The following is a 19,691-nucleotide window of genomic DNA, read 5'->3' as shown; positions in this document are numbered from 1 at the left end:
GTCCCCCCTCCAGGCGCTCCATGAAAGGCATCATCCTCGCCGGCGGCTCCGGCACCCGGCTGCATCCAATCACGCGCGGCGTGTCCAAGCAACTGCTGCCCATCTACGACAAGCCGATGATCTACTATCCGCTGTCGGTGCTGATGCTGGCCGGCATCCGCGAGGTGCTGGTGATCTCCACGCCGGACGACCTGCCGGGCTTCCAGCGTCTGCTGGGCGACGGATCGGATTTCGGCATCGCCCTGTCCTACGCGGCGCAACCCTCGCCCGACGGACTGGCGCAGGCGTTCCTGATCGGCGCAGACTTCATCGGCCGCGACCGGGTCTGTCTGGTGCTGGGGGACAATATCTTCTACGGCTATGGCTTCAGCGGCATGCTGCGCGAGGCCGCCCAGCGCGCCTCGGGAGCCACCATCTTCGGCTACCGGGTCGCAGACCCGCAGCGCTTCGGCGTGGTGGAATTCGACACGGCCGGCCGCGCCGTGTCGATCGAGGAAAAGCCCGCACACCCCAAATCCCCCTACGCCGTCACCGGCTTGTATTTCTACGACAACGACGTGGTGGACATCGCGCGCCGGGTGCGGCCTTCCGCGCGCGGCGAACTGGAAATCACCGACGTCAACAACGCCTACCTGCAGCGCGGCGACCTGCACGTCCAGCACCTGGGCCGGGGCTTTGCCTGGCTGGACACCGGCACGCACGAAAGCCTGCTGGACGCGGGCACCTACGTACAGACCATCGAACGCCGCCAGGGACAGAAAGTCGCCTGCCTGGAGGAAATCGCCTTCAACAACGGCTGGCTGGACCGCGCCGAACTGATCGCGCGCGGCGAGCGGCTGGCCAAGACGGACTACGGCCAATACCTGCTGGCCCTGGCGCACGAGGCAGGCGGGCGATGAAGGTCACGGACACCGCCCTGCCCGGCGTGCGCATCATCGAGCCGCGCGTCTTTGGCGACGCGCGCGGCTATTTTCTGGAATCGTTCAGCGCCCGCCGCTACCGCGAGGCCGTCGGCATCGATCTGGATTTCGTCCAGGACAATGTCTCGCGCTCCACCCGCGGCGTGCTGCGCGGCCTGCATTTCCAGCGCACCCGCCCGCAGGGCAAGCTGATCCAGGTGACCGAAGGCGCCGTCTTCGACGTGGCCGTGGACATCGATCCCCGATCCGCCACGTTCGGCCGGCACGTGGCGGTGGAACTGTCGGCCGACAATCACCGCCAGATCTGGATTCCGCCCGGCTACGCGCACGGCTTCTGCGTCATCAGCGACACCGCGACCTTCCAGTACAAGTGCACGGACTACTACGATCCGGCCGACGAGGCGGGCATCGCCTGGGACTGCCCGGACCTGGCCATCCCCTGGCCGATTGCAGAACCTGTTCTGTCAGACAAGGATCGTCGGCACCCGGGACTGAAGGCATGGACGCAGGCATCAGGTGGTTGAGCACTATCGTACAATCAAGTCCCGTTTTCACCGCCGCCCGCCGGCCAGCCGTCCAAGATCATGTGGTTCAAGAATCTCAAACTCTACCGTCTCGCCCCCAACGCCAACCTGACGCCCGCAGACCTCGAAGCAGCGCTGGAACCCCTTGCCTTCCAACCCGGCAGCAGCCAGGACAGCCAGGTGTCGGGATGGCTGCCTCCGCGCGAGGATAGCGGCCTGGCCTACGCCCAGCACGGCCAGATCCTGCTGCGCCTGCAGACGGAAAAGAAACTGCTGCCGGCCACGGTCGTGAACCAGGCCAGCCGCGCGCGCGCGTTGCAGATGGAAGAGCAGCAGGGCTACAAGCCCGGCCGCAAACAGATGAAGGAAATCAAGGAGCAGATGACGATGGAGCTGCTGCCGCGCGCCTTCGTCATCGCCCACGACACCCGCGTCTGGATCGACACCGTGAACCGCTGGGTGGCCATCGACGCCGCCGCCACCGCGCGCAGCGACGAGGTCCTGGGCCTGCTGGCCAAGACCCTGACGCCCTTCCCCATCGTGCCGCTGCACGTGGAAATGTCGCCGGGCGCCGCCATGACGCTGTGGCTGTCCGAGGACGAGGCCCCGGCCGGCTTCACCATCGACCAGGATACGGAGCTGCGCTCCACCGGCGAGTCGCGCGCCACCGTGCGCTACGTGCGCCAGACGGTCGAGCTCGACGAAGTCCGCCGCCACGTGCAGGCGGGCAAGCAGTGCACGCGCCTGGCCATGACCTGGAACGATCGCGTGTCCTTCGTGCTGACCGAGAACCTGGACATCAAGCGCGTCGCCCCGCTGGACGTGCTGAAAGAACATCAGGACGCCCAGGCCGCCAACGAAGCCGAGCAGTTCGAGGCCGACTTCGCCCTGATGGCGGGCGAACTGGCGCGCATGCTGGACGATCTGGTGGCGGCGTTGGGTGGAGAACGCGCGGCGGCGTAAAGCCGTCACAAACCCCAGGTTTGGTCTGTGCCCGATCCTGGGGCAGCCTGGGCCGTCGCCGGCATCCGCCTGGCCCGGCCGCCCAGGCGGACGATAGCGATGCCATGCCCTCGTTCCGGGATCGCAGCGCCTGCAAACAAAAAAACAATCCTTCCATTATAATTTGAAATCAAATTGATTGTTATTCTCATTAGCCACTCCATCTAGATGACAAGCGCCGTCCACCGCTCATTCCCGCAATTCGCCACCGCGCAGCGTCTCGCCGGCGGGTTGCTGGTCCTGCTGCTGAGCGCGTGCCAGCACCTGCCGGAAGCCGGCCGCCGGGCCGAAACCCCGCCGCCGGCCGCCCTGCAAGGCCGCATCCTGTCGGGGGCCGAGGGCGAAACCCTGACTGCGGACGCGCTGCTGGACGAGCTCGCCCAGGCCGACATCGTCATCGTCGGCGAACGTCACGACGTGTATCCCCACCACCAGATCGAAGCATGGCTGGTGCGCGCCCTGCCCCTGCGCCGCCCCGCGGGCAGCTACGCGCTGGAAATGGCCACCGTTGCGCAGCAGGCCCGCCTCGACGCGGCGCAGCGCGCATTCCCGGGCGCGCGGCCCACCGGAGAAGCGCTGCAGGCACAGCTCGACTGGAGCCGCGGCTGGCCGTGGCGCCAGTACGGCGGCCTGGTCACCACGCTGATGGAGCAACCGGCGCCGGTGCTGGCCGCCAACCTCGACCGCCCGGAAGTCGAACGGATCCTGCGCAACGGCGCGCGGCCGACCGGCACGCTCAGCGGCGACCCCGCAATCGCCCGCACGCTGGCCGACACCATCGTCGACAGCCACGGCATGCAGGCCGACGACGACAGGCTCGACGGCATGATCGCGGTGCAGATGCAGCGCGATCGGCGCATGGCCGAAACCCTGCTGCGCGCCCCGAAACCCGTCGTCCTGTTCACCGGCAACATCCATGCCTTGAAGACCATCGGGGTGCCCATCCACCTGCGCGACCTGCGGGCGGACCTGGTCTTTCCCCGGGTCAAGGTCCTGCTGCTGGCCGAGGAATCGGCCGGTTTCGACGGCCGCCATGCCGACTACCTGTGGACAGGTCACTGACCTGTCCTTGATTTCCACTTTTCGACCCTCAGCGAGAACTCCCATGCGCAACACGCTCCGTTCGCCGTCCCCGCAACGCACCGCCGCCATCCTGACCGCCGCCCTGGCGCTCTGCCTCTCCAGCGCCGCGTTCAGCGCATCGCCGCCGTCATCCACCAAGGACCGGCTCTGGATGAGCGCCAATTACCTGGAGCATCCCGAGGAAGGACTGTATGAACTGCAATACAACGCCCCCACCGGCCTGGTGTTCGCCTCGGTCATGGACCGCGTGCGCCGGGACGACAACCTGGGCTATCTGTATGCCTTCGACGGCAAGACGCTGGACGTCAAGGGCCGCTACGCCATGCCGTACCGCGCGTTCTCGCTGACGCAGGACGCGCAGGGCCAATGGCTGTACGTCGGCCACACCCAGGCCGCGTCGCTGCGCATCAGCAAGGTCGATCCGAAGACCGGCACGGTGGCGCTGACCAGCGAACGGCTGCACGTCGACCCCAGCGAACCGCAGCACGAACATTTGCGCCACGTCGTCCATAGCGCGCAGACCGGTGAACTGTTCACCGCCTACATCGGCAGCGTCAAGGAAAACGACAAATACCGCTCGTTCTACAAACTGCTGATCCTGGACGGCGAAACCCTGAAGATAAAGGGCGAGGTCGAAAACGCCTTCCCCTCGGTCGGCTATGCGCTGCACCTGGACCGCGGCACCGGGCACCTCTTCACCGCCGGGTCCGACTACATCAATGAAATCGACCCCGTCACGCGCAAGGTCGTCCACACCATCCAACTGGACGACAAGGTCAAGCCGCGCGTGAACAATCTGGTGGGGCTGGCCGTCGATGCCAAGGGCGGCCGCATCTTCGCCTCGCAATTCATTCACCAGTCCCGGCCCGAGGTCAAGGACGAGCAGGACGGCCTGTACGTGTTCGACCAGAAAAGCGGCAAGCAACTGGCCTTCGTCCCGACCGGAAAGGGCGGAGTCACGCTGTCATACAGTCCGAAGCACGACGAGATCTACGTCAGCAATTTCCGCAGCGGCACCATCAGCGTCGTGGACGGCAAGACCTACGAGATCACCAAACAGATCCCCGCCCACGTGTTCCCCAACATGATGGCGCTGGCCGCCGACGAAAGCGCGCTGTACGTCGGCCTGAAGCAGGGATTCAGCAAGCAGTGGAACCCCGAGGAGTTCGTCGAGGGCGCCAAGGAGCAGATCCTGCGCGTCACGCTGGACAAGGACGCGCAGTAGGGATTTTGGTGCGGCCGCCTGCCGGGAATCGAACGCCTATAATCGAGATTGTTTCATCCCGGTCTCAGCCGCCATGCGACACCTCAACTCGGAAACGCTGGCCGCCTTCGTCGCTGTGGTCGATTGCGGCGGGTTCACGGCTGCAGCGGACCGGATCGGCAAGACGCAGGCAGCCGTCAGCCTGATCATTAACCGGCTCGAACACCGCCTCGGGTGCAAACTGCTCGAGCGCACGCGCCACGGCGTCGCACTGTCCAGCCAGGGCGAGGTGCTCATCGGTTTCGCCCGCCGCATGCTCGCCCTCGAAAGCGAGATGCTGTGCGCCATGAACTGCGGCACCGATTCGACGGTGATCCGCATCGGCATGCCGGACGATTACCTCGACGTGCTCGGCGGCGCGTTGCTGCGCGAGTTCGCGACGCGCCATCCTGATGTGCAGGTGAACATCCTCTGCGATTTCTCCAACCGGCTCGAACCCCTCCTCGCACAGGGCAGCATCGACCTGGCCGTGATCACGCGCCAGCCGGGCCTCGATGTGGGCCAGTTCCTGACGCGCGAGCGCCAACTCTGGTGCACCGTCTCCGGCCGCTATCCGGAAACGGACTCCGTGCTGCCCCTGGCCCTGTTCGCCGACCAGTGCAGGGCCAGGCCGCGGATCCTCGCCGCGCTCGACGAGGCGCGACGCGCGTGGCGGATCGTGTGTTCATCCTCGCACCTGCCCGGCGTGCGAGCCGCAGTCGAACTCAGCGGCGCCCTGACCGTGCTGCCGGAATCGGTGATACTTGACGGATGGCGCACGCTGGGGCGAACTCACGGCCTGCCCGATCTGCCGGACCTCGAACTGGCGCTATGCATGTCAAACGATGCATCCTTGCTGGTGCGCCGCGTGGCTCAGTTCATACAGGGCTACTTCCAAACTGCGGCGCGCGCGTCGCGAGCGTCCGCACTGCCTTGACGAACCCGGCCTCCAGTTCGTCCAGCGCGGTCTCGTCATGGGCAAACGTCAGGTACAGGCGTCCGAATGCAAACGGCATGGTCATGATGCCGGCCCGGCGCAGCGCCAGGTGCAGGCTGAGCGTCCATTCCTTCGATGCGCGCGCGAACGCCGCCAGATAGGTCGACGGCGGCTCGTCGCTGGCCCAGGGGGTGAAAACGGACCCGAAGCCGGTCGTGGAAAACGGCAGGCCGGCATCGTGGAAAATCCGCGCCAGCCGTTCGCGAAAGGCGTTCCCGGCCGCCAGCAAGGCGGGATAATCCTGGGCCCGCAGTTGCCCCAACGTCGCCAGCACGGCGGCACACGCGGGCGGATTGCCGCTATAGGTTCCGGCACGGTTGGCCCGGCGGTTCTCGAAGACGTCCATGATCTCGGGCTTGCCTACGACGGCGGCCACGACAGTGCCGCTGCCGATCGCCTTGCCCACGGTCGCGAGGTCGGCGTCCACCCCGTAGAGATGCCCGCACAGCCCGGCATGCAGCCGGAATCCCATCAGAACCTCATCCAGGATGACCACCGCGCCATGCCGATGCGCACAGTCGGCGACAGCCCGCAGGTATCCCTGGGCGGGTTCCAGGCAGCCTGCATTGGCCAAAACAGGCTCGATCAACACCGCCGCGATATCCGGGCACTCGGCGAACAGCCGTTCGATATCCTGGAAGTCGTTGTAGCGCAGCAGCAGCATGCCGTCTTTTTCCGGCCGTGCGCCCGCATCCATGCCGGCTTCGCTGGAACTGACATTGCCGAATGCAAGCTGGTCGTACCAGCCGTCGTACCCGGCGGCGAACTTGGCGATGCGCGTGCGGCCTGTCGCGGCCCGGGCGGCGCGGCATGCGAGATGCACCGCTTCGCTGCCGCTGTTGACGAAAACCACCCGGGAGAGCGGTCCCGTGCATTCCGCCAGCGCCACCGCAGCGAGTTCCTCTGCTTCATGCGCGAAAGAAGGCATCGGCATTTTCGAGAATGCGCCATTGACGGCCTCGACCACCGCTTGCGGCGCATGGCCGAGCATCGTGGCGCCGAAACTCATGGCGGTGTCCAGGTAGCGGGTGCCTCGCGTATCCCACAGGTAGGGTCCCTGCGAACGCCCGACCAGAAAACGCTGTCCGTCCAGATCGGGCAAGGCGCGCCCGGCACTGGAGATACCTCCGATGAGATGATTCATGTTCGAATTCCAGGAAAAATAGATGGTCGGCAGTGGTCAATAGCCCATGATTCCGGGCAACCAGGAGGACAGGCCCGGAAAGGCCGCCAGCAAGCCGATGACAATGAAAGTCGCGATCCAGAACGGGACCAGCCGCCTTGAAACCGCGCCGATCCCGACCTGCCCGACATTGCACACCACGAAAATATTGGTGCCCACGGGTGGCGTGAAAAGCCCCAGTCCCAGCGTGACCGTGAAAATCATGCCGATCTGATAGGGATCGAATCCGGCCGCTTTGGCGATCGGCACGAGAATCGGCGCAAGGATGATGATGGCAGGCCCGAGATCCATCCAGAGTCCGACGAAGGCCAGCGCCAGAATGATCATCAGGATCGTCATGGACGGCCCCGCCTGGACGGCCGCGATCCATTCCGCCACGGAATGCGGCACCTGCTCGAACGTCAGTATCCAGCCAAACGGCGTGGCGACCGCCATGATGATCATGACCGCGCCGGTCGTCACCACGGCCTCTATCATGGCCGGCACGAGATCCCGCCAGGACAGCTCCCGATAGATCAAGGCGCCCGCGACCCAGGCGTACAACACGGACAATGCGGCGGCCTCGGTGGTCGTGGCGTAGCCCAGCACGATACTCGCCAGCACGAGAACCGGCATGAGCAAGGCGGGCAAAGCGTAGACCAGATCGATTCTCAACTGGCGGGCCTGCAGCGGCCGCTCGAGCCGGGGGAATTTCTCCCGGACACCCACGATGTACGCCGTCACCATGAAGCTCGCGGCCAGCAGCACCCCGGGGACGACGCCCGCGACGAACAGGCCGCCGATCGAGGTATTGGTCAGTACGCCATAAAGAATCAGGACGACACTGGGCGGGACGATGATGCCCAGCGTGCCCGAGGCGGCGGTCACTGCGGCCGCGAAGGCGCGCCCGTAGCCGCGCGCTTCCATGGCCGGGATCATGATCTTGGCGATTGCGCCGGTGTCCGCGGTCGCCGATCCCGTGATGCCGCCATAGACGAAGGCCGTCGCGACATTCACCAGCCCCAGGCCTCCGCGCATGCGTCCGAACAGGGATTCAGCGATCCCCATGATGTGCCGGGTCAGGCCGCCCCGGTTCATCAGCTCGCCCGCGAGCAGGAACAGCGGAATCGCCGCCAGGCTGATCGAGTCAGCGCCCCGCAGGGTCTGCTGCGCGAGCCAGGCCGCCGGCATCTGCAGGTCGCCGGCGCTCAACGCCAGGATAATGCCGGCGGCCATCGCCCAGACGATGGGGCTGCCCGAGACCAGGAAAAGGGCAAAGCCCAGAAAGACGAGGGCGACCGTCATGGCGAGTCCTTCGAGGACGATTTCAGCAAGCCGGCCAGGCGCCATACAGCCAGCGCAACGAGCATCAAGGCGGTGGAAAACAGGGCCGAACTGAGGATGCCCGCGGGCCAGCGCAGCACGGGCGTGGGCACGTGACCGGATTGCTGGAGGACAGACCATCCGCTGTTCGCCAGCCAAAGGCCGACGCCCAACAGGACCAACAGGTTGACCCACTCGAGCACATATCGGCCGACAGGCGGCAGCAGCAGGATCAGGCCCTCGAAACGCACATTCTCACGCCTGACCTCTGCGATGACTGTCCCGATGAAGGTCAGCCAGACGAAGGCCAAGCCGGCAATCTCGAAAGACCCTTCCACATTTCGCAGATGCAGGTAGCGCCCCAGCATGCCCGCCAGAGTCGCCCCCAGGGTCAGCAGCAGCAATACGATCCCGAAGCCTTCGAGCAGCCGTATGGGCAACGGCCGCCTCAATGCCCGGCGCTTGTCGTCGATAGTACCCATGATGTCGGCGCCGTCTACGGCTGCGCAGCCGTGCGGACCGAATCCACGAAGCTCTCGCCCCACTCTTTCGCAAACTGCTGGTAAACCGGACCGACCTTGTCGCGGAAAGCAGCCGCATCCACGTCATTGAACTGCACGCCCTTTTCCTTCATCGCTCGAGTGATGTTTTCATAGACCTCGTCGAGCTTGCCGCGGTACCAATTCACGCTATTGGCCGCAGCCGCGTGCAGCACCTGGCGCTGCGGGTCGCTCAGCTTGTCGTAGCGAGCCTTGTTCATGAACCAGAAGTTGGCCGACCAGACATAATTGGACATGGAGACGTACTGTGCCGCCTCGTACCACTTCTGATCGTAAAAGTCCCGCAGTTCAGGCTCCACGCCGTCCACTACGCCGGACTGCAGCGAGGTATAGACCTCCCCATAGGGGATGGCCTGGGGCAGAGCCCCAAGCGACTTGATGGTCGCAAGAATCACCGGATTTGGTGGCGTGCGAACCTTCAGGCCGGCCAGGTCCTCCGGTTTGTGAATCGGGCGCTTCTGGTTGGCGAACTGCCGGAATCCAGAATCCAAAGCGCCCAGCAGGACATAGTTCCTGTCCTGCCCGAGCTTCATGAGCGCCTGCCCCGCCGGACCGTCCAGGAAGGCATGGACATTGTTCGCGTCACTGAACAGGAAAGGCAGACTGACGACATTGAGACGCGGGTCTATGGCGTCGAGCGCGCCGCCGAGCCCCATGTCGATCGCGCCCGCGCCCACGGCATCGGCGATCGGCGCTTCATCGCCGAGTTGGCCGTCAGGGTAGAGGGTGACCGTCAGTTCGCCGCCGGATTTTTCCTTGACTTCATCCGCGAAACGGACGAGCGCCTGGTTGATCAGGCTGTCGGTGCTGGACACGTGGGCGACCCGCAACTTCTGCTGGGCGAGGACCGCGCCACTCGCGGCCAACCCGCCCAAGCCGACCAGCAAGGCGGCGGCAAGGACGGCGGGCCGTGCGAAAAGACTCTGGCTCATGAATGTCTCCTGGGTATATGTCGATTGCAGGCAATCGGCGCTTTTGATTAGTTTTGACTATCTTAGCCAGGAGAACATGAGCCAGGATTAATCTTTGTAATACCCCTATAAAATCCAGATCGCATCAAAGCGTCTGCGGCTTGAACCCGCCTCGCGACTTGCAAGTCGCTCCGATCAACCAGGCATGTGACAGCCCGCAGAGGACTGTCACATGTCCAGGTCAATCCAGCCCGTGGAACACGCTGTCGTCCGGCCCGATATGGGACGGCGGCGCCCAGGTCACGTCGCGCAGCGAATGCTGCACCAAGCCTTCGACCCCCATCAGCACGGCGAAGATCGCCATCCGCACCGGAATGCCGTTGTCGGTCTGGCGGAAAATCGCCAGACGCGGGTCGGTGTTCAGGTCGGTGCTGAGGTCATTGGCGCCCTCGCGGCTGTCGCGCGGCAGCGGGTGCATGACGATCGTGTCCGGGCCGCAGCAGGCATCCACGATGGCGCGGTTGATCTGGAAATCGGCCGTATAGCCTTCCAGGTTCTCGCCTGCGAAGCGTTCCTTTTGCACCCGGGTGGCGTAGACCACGTCGGCGCCCTTCAAGCCGGTCGCCAGATCGTGGGTCTGTTCGATGACGTGGCCGTTGCGGCTGGCCTGCTCCAGCAAGTATTCCGGCATTTCCAGGCCCGGCGGGGAAACCAGGGTGAACTTCATGCCGCGGTACAGGGCCAGCAGCTTGATCAGCGAATGTACCGTCCGGCCGTATTTCAGGTCACCGGCCATGACGATGTGGGCACCGTCCAGCAGTTTGCCCAGACGCGAGAATTCCGTCAGGATGGTGTAGAGATCCAGCAGCGCCTGGCTGGGGTGCTCGCCCGCGCCGTCCCCGCCATTGACCACGGGGATATTGGTCGCCGCGGCGAATTCGGCCACCGAACCCTTCTCGGGGTGGCGGATCACCATGGCGTCCACGTAGCCGCCCATCACGCGGCTGGTGTCGTAGATGGACTCGCCCTTGGCCATGGACGAAAAGGTAAAGCCGGTGGTGTCGCACACCGAGCCGCCCAGGCGGCAGAAGGCCGCGCCGAAACTGACCCGCGTGCGCGTGCTGGCCTCGAAGAACAGATTGCCCAGCACCGCGCCTTCCAGCACGCGGGAGACCTTGCGCCGCCGGGCGATGGGCTGCATCAGGTCGGCGACGCGGAACAGTTCCTCGACGGATTCGCGCGTGAACTGGTCCACGGACAGCAATTGATGCTTGCCGCCGGCCGCAATCCGGTCGCGCAAAGGGCCCGATTGTGCGCTCTGCGCGTATTTTTCCATCAACGCGCTGTTTTCCACGATCTCGGTGACGAAACGCGCGACGACTTCCGGCATGGCGCGGGCTTCCTGGGAGCCCTCCGGCAGCAGCCAGGTATCCAGGGCGCGGCGCTTGACCCCGATGCGGGCCGCGAACACGTCACGGGTCAGATTCAGGCGGCGCATCGCGTCGCGCAGGAAAACTTGCTGGGAAATCGCCATGACCGGCTCCTATATACGCAATGCGCATATTTTTACCGATCCAGCGAAACTGGCGCAAGTGAAATTTTCAGCATCGTGCAGCCGACGCTGAAAAAACAACGAGCGGGACGGCCAGCGGGAGTAGCCGCCCTGCGCCCGAAAGCCTGCTGGAGACTTAAAAGCCCCCGGCAGGCGACGTGGCATCCACCCCGGCGACCGAACGCGCGGCCAGTTCGGCGTTGTGTGCCGAACCCACGCCGAAGGCAAGCTTCTGCTGCGTGATCGGCGAGGCGTAGCCGGGCGCGGCCAGCATGGTGTGACCCACGACCAGCGCCAGGCGCAGGCCGGGGTTGGCCGTCGTGGCCGCACGCATCTTTTTCAGGCCTTCGTCGTTCAGGATCAGCACCAGGATGCCGTCGCCCTTCTGGTCGGTGGCCGACTGGATGCCCATCAGATCGCTGCGGCTGATCACCGCCGTCGGCTGCACGTACAACACGCCGGACGGCTTCAAGGTCACCGGCGTCCAATCCGGGCGGGACCGGGTATCGGCCAGGAACACCCGCAAATCCAGGGCCTGCCGGTTTTCGGTGATGGCATGCTGGGTGCCGACCGCCCGTGTCTGCGTGGGCGCCGCGGCGGCCGGCGGCTCCGTCTTGCCCTGCGCAGTACTCCTTGTCCCGGGCGCGGTCTGGCAACCCGCCAGCGCCAGCAGCATCGCCCCCGTCAAGGCCGTCATCCATGGTTTCACTACCAAGCCCGGATTACGCATCCTCCGCCTCCTATCACTCTTATCGATGGTGTCATGATGGCATATTTCGCCGTGATCAATGTTTACCCTGAGCGTCAGAATCGTTCCGGACGCGCCGATCCGCGGGGGTTTCCGGCTGCGCATTCTCGTGCCTGGGCACACCGGATTCCACCGAAGGCGCACGCCCGGCGCCTTCTGCCTCGATGGCAAAGCGCCCGCCCCGGACGATGATCCGGGCGCGGTCCAGCACCCCGCCTTGCGCATCCCGCAGCTCGAAGACGTGCGCGCCCGGCCGGGGCGCCCAGTCCGCTATCAGCCCCGGATCACGGCCCTCGCCATAGGGCGCGCCGTCCAGGAACCAGCGCGCCTCGGTCACCGGCCGCGCACGGGCATCCACCGCCCGCAAACGCAGGCGCTGGCGATCCCAGGGAATGTCGGGGTCCAGGGCCAGGATCGTACCGTCCACGGGCTCGGCGATGCGCGGACGGCCGGGATCGTCCTGCGCGTCCGGCGGCGCAAACCGGGCCTGGGCCGTATCCCCCAGGAAATATTCGGTGCGTGCGGGTTCCAGCGCCTCGCCAAAGACCACCGCCTGGGCGGCGACGCCGGGCGGCCGGGCCGGCTCGCCGGGCGCATGATTCCGGTAGAGCCAGTCGAACACATCGTGCCAGACGGGACCGGCGCCGCTGACGCCCGAGACGTGCCGCATGCTGGCCCCGGCGCTATTGCCCACCCACACGCCCACCGTGTAGTCGGCGGACCAGCCCACGCACCAGTTGTCGCGCATGTCGCGGCTGGTGCCGGTCTTCACCGCGGTCCAGAAGCGCATGGTCAGCGGACTGTCCAGGCCGAAGGTCCGGGCGCGCGCGGCGCGGTCGGCCAGCATGTCGCCGACGATCCAGGCGGCCTCGGATGAATACAGCCGGACGCCCGTCTGGGCTGCGGCGCCCGGGCGGGCGCGCAGGTTCACGGGCGCGTAATCGCCCCCGCGCGCCAGCGCCCGATAAGCATTGGCCAGGGACAACAAGGTCACGTCGGCTGACCCCAGCGCCAGGCTGTAGCCGTAGTAATCCCCGCCCCGGTCCAGGGGCAGGCCCAACGCGACCAGACGCTCGGCCAGCGCATCGGGCCCGACCAGCATCAGGGTGCGCACGGCCGGCACGTTCAGCGAAGACGCCAGCGCCGTGCGCGCGCTGACCCAGCCGCCGAAACGATGATCGTAATTGTCCGGCACGTACAGCCCGCCGCCCCCGTCCAGCCCCACCGGGCTGTCGTCCAGCAGCGAAGCGGCCGTCAGGCGCTGCTGGTCCAGCGCCAAACCGTACAAAAAGGGCTTCAGGGTCGAGCCGGCCTGGCGGATCGCGCGCGCGTGATCCACGTCGGCGGCCTCGGACAAGGCGCCGGACGAGCCCACGTAGGCCAGCACGGCGCCGCTGCGGTTGTCCAGCACCACCACGGCGGCATCGCTCACCCCCGTGCCGTGCAATTCACCCAGGCGCCGGCGCACCGACTGCACGGCGGCGGCCTGCAGCCCGCGATCCAGGGTGGAACGGATCTCGCCGTGTGCATCGGCCAGACCGGCATCCCACAAGAGCCGCGCCCAATGCGGCGCCAGCGCCGGTGTGTCGAATCGCGCTTCGCGGGCGCGCGACAAGGCCGCCTGCGTAAAACCCCGCAAGCCTTGGCACTCGTCCGGACGGCCCAATTCGCGCAGCAAGGCGCAGCCGCGCTGGACCAGCGTCGGCAGCGGGGCGTTCGGCCCGCGCAGCAGCACGGCAGCCAGGGCGGCTTCACGGAAGGTCAGGCCCGAGGCATGTTTCTGGAACAGCACGCGCGACAAGGCATCGACCCCGACCAGTTCGCCGCGCCAGGCCGCCAGATTCAGATAGGCTTCCAGGATCTGGGGCTTGGTCCAATGGGATTCCAGCACCCGCGCCGCCTGCATCTGATCGAGCTTCTGCAGAATGCCGCGCCCGCCCGGCCCGCGCCGCAGCGCGGGGTCCAGCAGCGCCGCCAATTGCATGCTCAGGGTAGAAGCTCCCCGCCGCACGCCATCGCCCCAGGCCGACGACCAGGCCGCCGAGGCGCTTGCCAGCCAGTCCACGCCGCTGTGTTCATAGAAGCGCCGGTCTTCGGACACCACCACGGCCCGCTGCAAGGCGACCGACACCTCGCTCAGGGGCAACCAGTCGCCGCGCCGGCCGGAAAAGTCGGTGCGCAGGCGCTGCAGTTCGCGCCCGTCCGAGGCCAGCAGCCGCGCGTCCGAGGGTCGCCAGGTCTCCCGGACTGCCACATAGTCGGGCGGAAAGACCGAGGCCTGGAGCTGAACCGCCCCGGCCTGAGTCTGGGCCCGGGCCTCCGGGGCCTGCGCCTGAGCGGACACGGCCGGGACCAGCAGCCCCAGGCCCAAGGCCAGCGCAACAGCCTGCAGCCGCCGGACCGTCACGCGGCACCGGCCCATCGAACCCACCCGCCCCGCCAACTTCATCAGGGCTGCGGCCCCACGTGCAAGGGCGTATTGGGCGTCTCGCCAAACACATCCGGCTGGTACAGGGCCTCGGCGCGCGTCGGCGGCAACTGGTAATCCCCCGGCACGTTCAGCCGCACGGTGTATTCCAGCGTGCGTTCGCCCGGCTCCATGACCTCGTAGTAGGCCCGGAACACACCCGCGTCACGCTCGACGAAGCTGGGCTGGTTCCAGTCGTTCTGGTCCTCGCCCGCCGTCGACAGGCTGGAATCCCGTCCCAGCCCGCTGCCCAGGATGGACGCCCCCGCCGGCACCGGGTCGCTGACCACGGACCAGACCAGGGACTCCTGAGTCCGGACACGCAGGCGCACGCGGTAGACGTCGCCCGCCGACCAGCGATCGGCCTGGGCCTTGAACACCGGCACCACCGTGCGCTCGACCCGCAAGCCGGCATCCACGGCCTGCGTCACCGGCACGGCGGCGCGCGCCGTGATCGTGGCCCAGCCGCTGCCCTGCCCCTGCTGGGCAATGTCCAACGTGCCGGTACGCGCCTGCGGCCAGGGCAGCGCCAGAGACTGGCGGCGGATGCCGTCCGCCTGGGGCATGTCGGCCCAGGGCAGCACGGTCGGCTCGCCCGGCGGCAAGGCGACGCGCACGGCGCCTTCGCCCGCGTGGGTTTCCACCTTGCGGGCGAACTGATCCACCGCCAGGGTGCCCAGGACATTGGCTGCGGTGGTGGACCAAGCGCCCTCGCGCTGCATGGACAGCAGCCCGGTCATCAGGCGCGGCAGGTCCGCACGCCAACCGGGCCGGTCCAGCACCGTCATCAACAGGCGGGCCTGGGCCGTGGCGGGATTGCTCATCAGCCACCAGCCCGAATCCACCGTCTCGTCGGCCAGCACCAGCGTGGTTCCATGACGCGTCAGCCGCGCGCGCAACACGGCTTCGGCCTGGGTCGACAGGGCCTCGCGGTCCGCCAGTTCCGGCACGTGCCGCAAGATCGACAGCCAGGTCACCACGGCGGCCGTGGGCCAGTCGCTGACTTCCAGCGCGAAGCTGTCCAGCATGCCGGGCTGCCAGGCGCCGGCCAGCGCCAGCGCGTCGACGGCGATCAGCTTGCGCCAGAAATCGTCCCGCACCGGTGCCCAGCCGTCTTCCGTCAGACGGCCGAACACATAGTCCTGCAAGGCGGCCAGCATGCGTTCACGCTCGACACCGGGCAGGCCATAGGCGTTCCCCGGCGCCTGCGCCCGCGTGGCGATTTCCAGCAGGTGCGCCGTCAGCACCACGCTGCCGCGTCCGCCCGGGAAATACGACAGCAGGCCGGACTCGGTCTGGTAGTCGGGCAGCCGCTTCATCAGCGCCTGCCACGCAGCCGGATCGCGCCGCCCCAGCGCCTTGGCGCTGAGCTGCTCGACGCAGGTATAGGGGTAGGCGCTCAGCCAGTCGCTCACGCCCGGCAGGGAACCCGCCAGACTGGACTGCAGGCTGACACGGACGCCGCCGCGCGGCACGCCGGCCGTATCGAGCAAGGCCCGCGCCGAGGCGTTCACCGGCACCTGCTGCGGCACCCCATCCAGGATCTGCAGCAGCGTGGCCTGGCGCACCGTCACCGGCACGGCGGGCAGCAGCGTCTGTCCGACCACGATCCGGTCGGACGCCGCCTCGCCTTCGGTGGTGCGCGCCTCGAAACGCCATTTCAGCGCCTCGGTTTCCGATTGGCCGGACAGCAGCGGCGCCGTCACCGGCCAGGTCACGGTCTGCGCCGCACCCGGTTCGAGCCACACCGCCTGCTCGGACAGGGCCTGCTCGGCGCCGTCCGCCGCAGCCACCCCCGCCGACAAGGCCAGGACCATGGACCGTTCCGTGCGGTTGCGCACCGTCGCGCGGACCTCGTAGCGGTCGCCCTCGCGCGCCACCTGAGGCAGCCCCGACACCACCTGCAGGTCCTGGGTGCTGACGATGTCCGTGAAGCCGGTGCCGAACATCCCCTGCCCCTGATCGACCACGGCCACCAGGCGGAAGCGCGTCAGGGAATCGTTCAGCGGCACATCGACCGTGGCCTGGCCCTGCGCGTCCAGCGTCAGATCGCCGCGCCACAGCAAACGCGTATCAAACAATTCCCGCGTGGCGTTGAAGCCGCCGCCTCCGCCCGCCGCGACCGCCTTGCGGCCGTAATGGCGGCGGCCGACGACCTCGCCCTGGCCGGTGGCGGTTTCCACGCCGTAATCACGCTCGACACGCATGGCCCGCAGCAGATCCCAACTGTCGTTGTCACGCAGTTCGAGCAGCGCCTCGTCCACGGCCGCGAAAGCCACGCCGGCGCCGGCGGCCGGCTTGCCGTCGGGCAGGGTTGCCTGGATGCGGACCTGGGCGTGCTGGCGCACTTGATAGCTGCTGTGATCAGCCTCGACCTTGACCTGCAGGCGGTCGGCTTCGCTCTGCACCCGGATGCCGGCCAGGCCGAAACGGAACGCCGGCTTGGCCAGATCCACCAGACCCGTGGGTTCAGGCACCGTGTCGGACCGGGCCGCGCGCGCATCCATCCAGTCCAGCGGATGACGCCAGCCCCACTCGAAGAACGAAGTCCAGGGCACCTGCCGCACCCGGCCGCGCACGGCCAGCACCGAGACATAGACGTTCGGCCCCCAGCCGGCCTGCACAGGCAGGCGCACGACGGGCTCGTCGCCGTCCAGATCGACCACGTGCGTTTCCAGCACGCCTTCGCGCTCCACCGCCACCAGTGCGCGCGCCTGGCGGAACGGCATGCGCACCGTGAATTCGGCCGTTTCACCGGGCTTGTAGTCGGCCTTGGCGGGGATCACGTCGATCCGGTCGTCGTTGCCCTCGCCAAACCAGGCCTCGTCCCCCCACACCCAGATCGAGGTCGACGCGCGCGACACGCGCGACTGCGCATCGCGGGCCTGGGCGAACAACTCGATCTGGCCGTCCCGGTCCAGGCTGACCGGACATTCCAACTGCCCCTTGGCGTCGGTATTCCCCTGGCACAAGGTGCCCAGCGGGGCGACCTGTTCATGGGAATCGTAAGCGTAGAAGCCGCCCACCAGGCGCTTGCGGGTGCTGTACGTCGTGCGCACGCGGCCGTCCAGCTGGACCGGCACACCGGCTTGCGGCCGGCCGGCCGCATCCAGCGCCAGCAAGGTGACGCTGGACTTTTCCCCGCGCGACATCCACCGGCCCGTGCGCAGGCCGACCACCACGGCCGAAGGCCAGACCCGCGCCGTCTGGGCCAAGGTCTGGATCTCGCCGGAAGGGTCGGAGAAAGACGCCTCGAACAGCCAGGACTGAGGTTCGGACGGGCGCGGCAGATCGGCCAGATCCACCCGCGCCCCGCCCTGCCCGTCCAGGCGCAATGCGCGCCGGTCCAGGATCAGCCGCCGCAGGCCGGCAGGCGCGGCGCCGGCAGATTCCGGATCCCCGGATTGCGCGCCGTCCTCGCCGAAGCCCTGCACGCCAAAACTGAAATCGTCATATTCAGGGAAGCTGGGCGTCAGGGGCCGCGCCACGGCCGACAGCGTGGCGGGCAGATCGCGCGCCGGGCCGCCCGAAATCCAGGACAACTGCAGATCGGCATGGACCGACTGCGGCGCCACCAGCGGCCCGCCGGCCTGCGCCTCATCCCCCGTGACCTTCAGCGAGCCCGTCAGCAGCGGCAGCTTGAAGGACTCGACCCGGAAATCACCGGCATGCAGCCAGGGCGTCCAGTCGTTATCCGAGCCTGCCGAAGGCTGCAGTTCGATCGAATAACTGCCCAGGTGCGCCTTGCGCGGGATCGTGTAGTCCAGCAAGGCATACTGGCCCCCGCCGGGCTGGGTCTTCCAGTCCAGCGCCAGCGTTTCAGCATCGCCCGAGCCGTCATGCGACAGCCGCACCTGCGCGGGCAGGCGATCGGCGGGCAGGTTTTCCACCCCATTGCGGCTCAGGCGGCGCAGGAACAGCTTCATGGAAACCGTTTCGCCCACGCGCAGCAGCGTGCGGTCCAGCACTGCATGAGCCACCAGATCGGGATCCCGGGACCGGCTGGTCGGCACATTGAAGCGCCAGGGCTCGATCCCCCGGTCCCAGTTCGACCAGGCAAAGGAGAAATCCGCCTGACCGTGAGCCTGAGCATGGTCGGCAGGGATGCGGGCCGTGACGAACACGCCCGACTGCTCCGTGCCCTCGCAATAGTCGTCCGTCGCCACAGGCGTGTCCACGTGCCAGACGCCTTGCGCATCGGTTTCGCCGTCCAGCAGGCGCCGGCCATCGCAACTCAGCACGGCCACCCGGGCGCCCGCGACCGGCTGGCCGCGATCCAGCGTCGTCACCCAGACCAGGGTGTCGTCACGTCCGGTTTTCAGGTGCACCGCCAGATTCGTCACCAGCACGGCGGAACGCACGTGCATGACTTCCTCGTCCGCGGCTGCGCCTGCGCGCTTCAGCAGCGCAGCCCCCAGCCGGGGCGAAGCGACCTCCAGCACGTGCAGGCCGGGCTCGGCCAGGGGGATGCCGACCATCTCGATGTCCTGGCCATCCGCATCCTTGATCCCGGGCAGCGTCAGCTTCCGGACCGTATCCTTGGGGCCGAACAGGGAACGCGAACGCACGTCGATGGTGCGCTCGCCTTCCCGGGCCTCGCGCGGCGTGCGCAGCGCCAGCCGGTCGGCGAACTGGCCGGCCGTCAAGGAGCCGTCCTGGAGGCTCTTCACCCGGGCATACCATTGCAGGGCCTGGACGTCATCCGTGATCACCTGATCGCTCGCCTGCCCGGCAGACAGGAGGAGGTCCTGGGTCTGCAAGGGGGATTCCACCCGGCGCAGCGCCAGCGGCGCCAGGGCGGGCCGATCCTGGCCCGGCGCGCCTTCGGCGAAACGTTCCACGATGCCGAACTCGCCGGAGGCGAATTTGGCCAGCGGCGGCATGGCGTCCATCGGGATTTTCAGCGGAAAGCGGTCCGCATTGGCCAGCGGTGCTCCCATGTCGTCGTGCAGCGCATCGGGCAACGTCAGCGTCAAAGTCGAGCGCTCTTCGAAGGGGGGATCGAATTGCAGCGTCTCGACCGCGTCGCCCGACGCATCTTCGGCATCGGGGCCGAACTGCCGCGCCACGCGCGGCCCCTGCGGGGAGGTCAACGCAACGCGAGTCGCCAGATCCCGGGGCACGGGCCTGGAGAAGGCGACAAGGACGGGAAACAGCGGCGAGCACGGCGCCTGTGCATTCGTGCGCGTGCAGCTCATG

14 protein-coding genes are annotated in these 19,691 nt (G+C 67.4%); 6 read left to right on the top strand and 8 right to left on the bottom strand.

The window, feature by feature from the left end; genetic code table 11:
- Positions 1-20 precede the first annotated feature (20 nt).
- The 6 genes from rfbA to ACFO0J_RS16325 all read left to right on the top strand — a co-directional run bounded on the left by rfbA (position 21) and on the right by ACFO0J_RS16325 (position 5,709).
- Positions 21-899 carry a glucose-1-phosphate thymidylyltransferase RfbA gene (gene rfbA, locus ACFO0J_RS16350; protein ID WP_376814123.1) on the top strand — a complete coding sequence of 293 codons (879 nt, stop codon included), beginning with the start codon at positions 21-23 and terminating at the stop codon, positions 897-899.
- On the top strand, positions 896-1,444 hold the full coding sequence (gene rfbC, locus ACFO0J_RS16345; protein WP_376814122.1) for a dTDP-4-dehydrorhamnose 3,5-epimerase: 549 nt from the start codon (positions 896-898) through the stop codon (positions 1,442-1,444). Before rfbA ends, rfbC begins: the two co-directional genes overlap by 4 nt.
- Positions 1,445-1,504: 60 nt before the next feature.
- Positions 1,505-2,407, top strand: coding sequence for a recombination-associated protein RdgC (locus ACFO0J_RS16340; protein ID WP_376814121.1), 903 nt, complete (start codon positions 1,505-1,507; stop codon positions 2,405-2,407).
- A gap of 207 nt (positions 2,408-2,614) precedes the next feature.
- Positions 2,615-3,508, top strand: a complete 894-nt coding sequence (locus ACFO0J_RS16335) for a ChaN family lipoprotein (RefSeq protein ID WP_376814120.1) — start codon at positions 2,615-2,617, stop codon at positions 3,506-3,508.
- Between the two features lie 43 nt (positions 3,509-3,551).
- A complete protein-coding gene (locus ACFO0J_RS16330) occupies positions 3,552-4,754 on the top strand; it encodes a YncE family protein (RefSeq protein WP_376814119.1) in 1,203 nt (400 codons plus the stop codon).
- A gap of 73 nt (positions 4,755-4,827) precedes the next feature.
- Entirely contained in the window at positions 4,828-5,709 is an 882-nt protein-coding gene (locus ACFO0J_RS16325; protein WP_376814118.1) for a LysR substrate-binding domain-containing protein, read from the top strand.
- Here the strand turns inward: ACFO0J_RS16325 and ACFO0J_RS16320 are convergent.
- The 8 genes from ACFO0J_RS16320 to ACFO0J_RS16285 form a co-directional block, all read right to left on the bottom strand.
- Positions 5,651-6,913: an aspartate aminotransferase family protein gene (locus ACFO0J_RS16320; protein ID WP_376814117.1), complete on the bottom strand. Its 1,263-nt coding sequence runs from the start codon at positions 6,911-6,913 to the stop codon at positions 5,651-5,653. The two genes, ACFO0J_RS16325 and ACFO0J_RS16320, sit on opposite strands and share 59 nt — an antisense overlap.
- 36 nt (positions 6,914-6,949) lie before the next feature.
- Positions 6,950-8,236: a TRAP transporter large permease gene (locus tag ACFO0J_RS16315; protein WP_376814116.1), complete on the bottom strand. Its 1,287-nt coding sequence runs from the start codon at positions 8,234-8,236 to the stop codon at positions 6,950-6,952.
- Positions 8,233-8,736, bottom strand: coding sequence for a TRAP transporter small permease (locus tag ACFO0J_RS16310; RefSeq protein ID WP_376814115.1), 504 nt, complete (start codon positions 8,734-8,736; stop codon positions 8,233-8,235). Before ACFO0J_RS16310 ends, ACFO0J_RS16315 begins: the two co-directional genes overlap by 4 nt.
- Positions 8,737-8,750: 14 nt before the next feature.
- Positions 8,751-9,746, bottom strand: coding sequence for a TRAP transporter substrate-binding protein (locus ACFO0J_RS16305; protein ID WP_376814114.1), 996 nt, complete (start codon positions 9,744-9,746; stop codon positions 8,751-8,753).
- Positions 9,747-9,966: 220 nt separating this feature from the next.
- Positions 9,967-11,259 carry an aspartate carbamoyltransferase gene (locus ACFO0J_RS16300; protein WP_376814113.1) on the bottom strand — a complete coding sequence of 431 codons (1,293 nt, stop codon included), beginning with the start codon at positions 11,257-11,259 and terminating at the stop codon, positions 9,967-9,969.
- A gap of 154 nt (positions 11,260-11,413) precedes the next feature.
- Positions 11,414-11,974: a hypothetical protein gene (locus tag ACFO0J_RS16295; protein ID WP_376814112.1), complete on the bottom strand. Its 561-nt coding sequence runs from the start codon at positions 11,972-11,974 to the stop codon at positions 11,414-11,416.
- 88 nt (positions 11,975-12,062) lie between these two features.
- The gene (pbpC, locus tag ACFO0J_RS16290; RefSeq protein ID WP_376814111.1) at positions 12,063-14,474 is read right to left on the bottom strand and encodes a penicillin-binding protein 1C; all 2,412 of its coding nucleotides are present in this window, start codon (positions 14,472-14,474) and stop codon (positions 12,063-12,065) included.
- Positions 14,474-18,859: an alpha-2-macroglobulin family protein gene (locus ACFO0J_RS16285; RefSeq protein WP_376814184.1), complete on the bottom strand. Its 4,386-nt coding sequence runs from the start codon at positions 18,857-18,859 to the stop codon at positions 14,474-14,476. The genes pbpC and ACFO0J_RS16285 overlap by 1 nt, the downstream gene beginning before the upstream one ends.
- Positions 18,860-19,691: the final 832 nt, after the last annotated feature.

This window comes from Castellaniella hirudinis (assembly GCF_042651965.1).
GTDB classification, from domain to species: Bacteria; Pseudomonadota; Gammaproteobacteria; order Burkholderiales; family Burkholderiaceae_B; genus Castellaniella; species Castellaniella hirudinis.
This window is presented reverse-complemented; position numbering and strand designations above follow the sequence as displayed.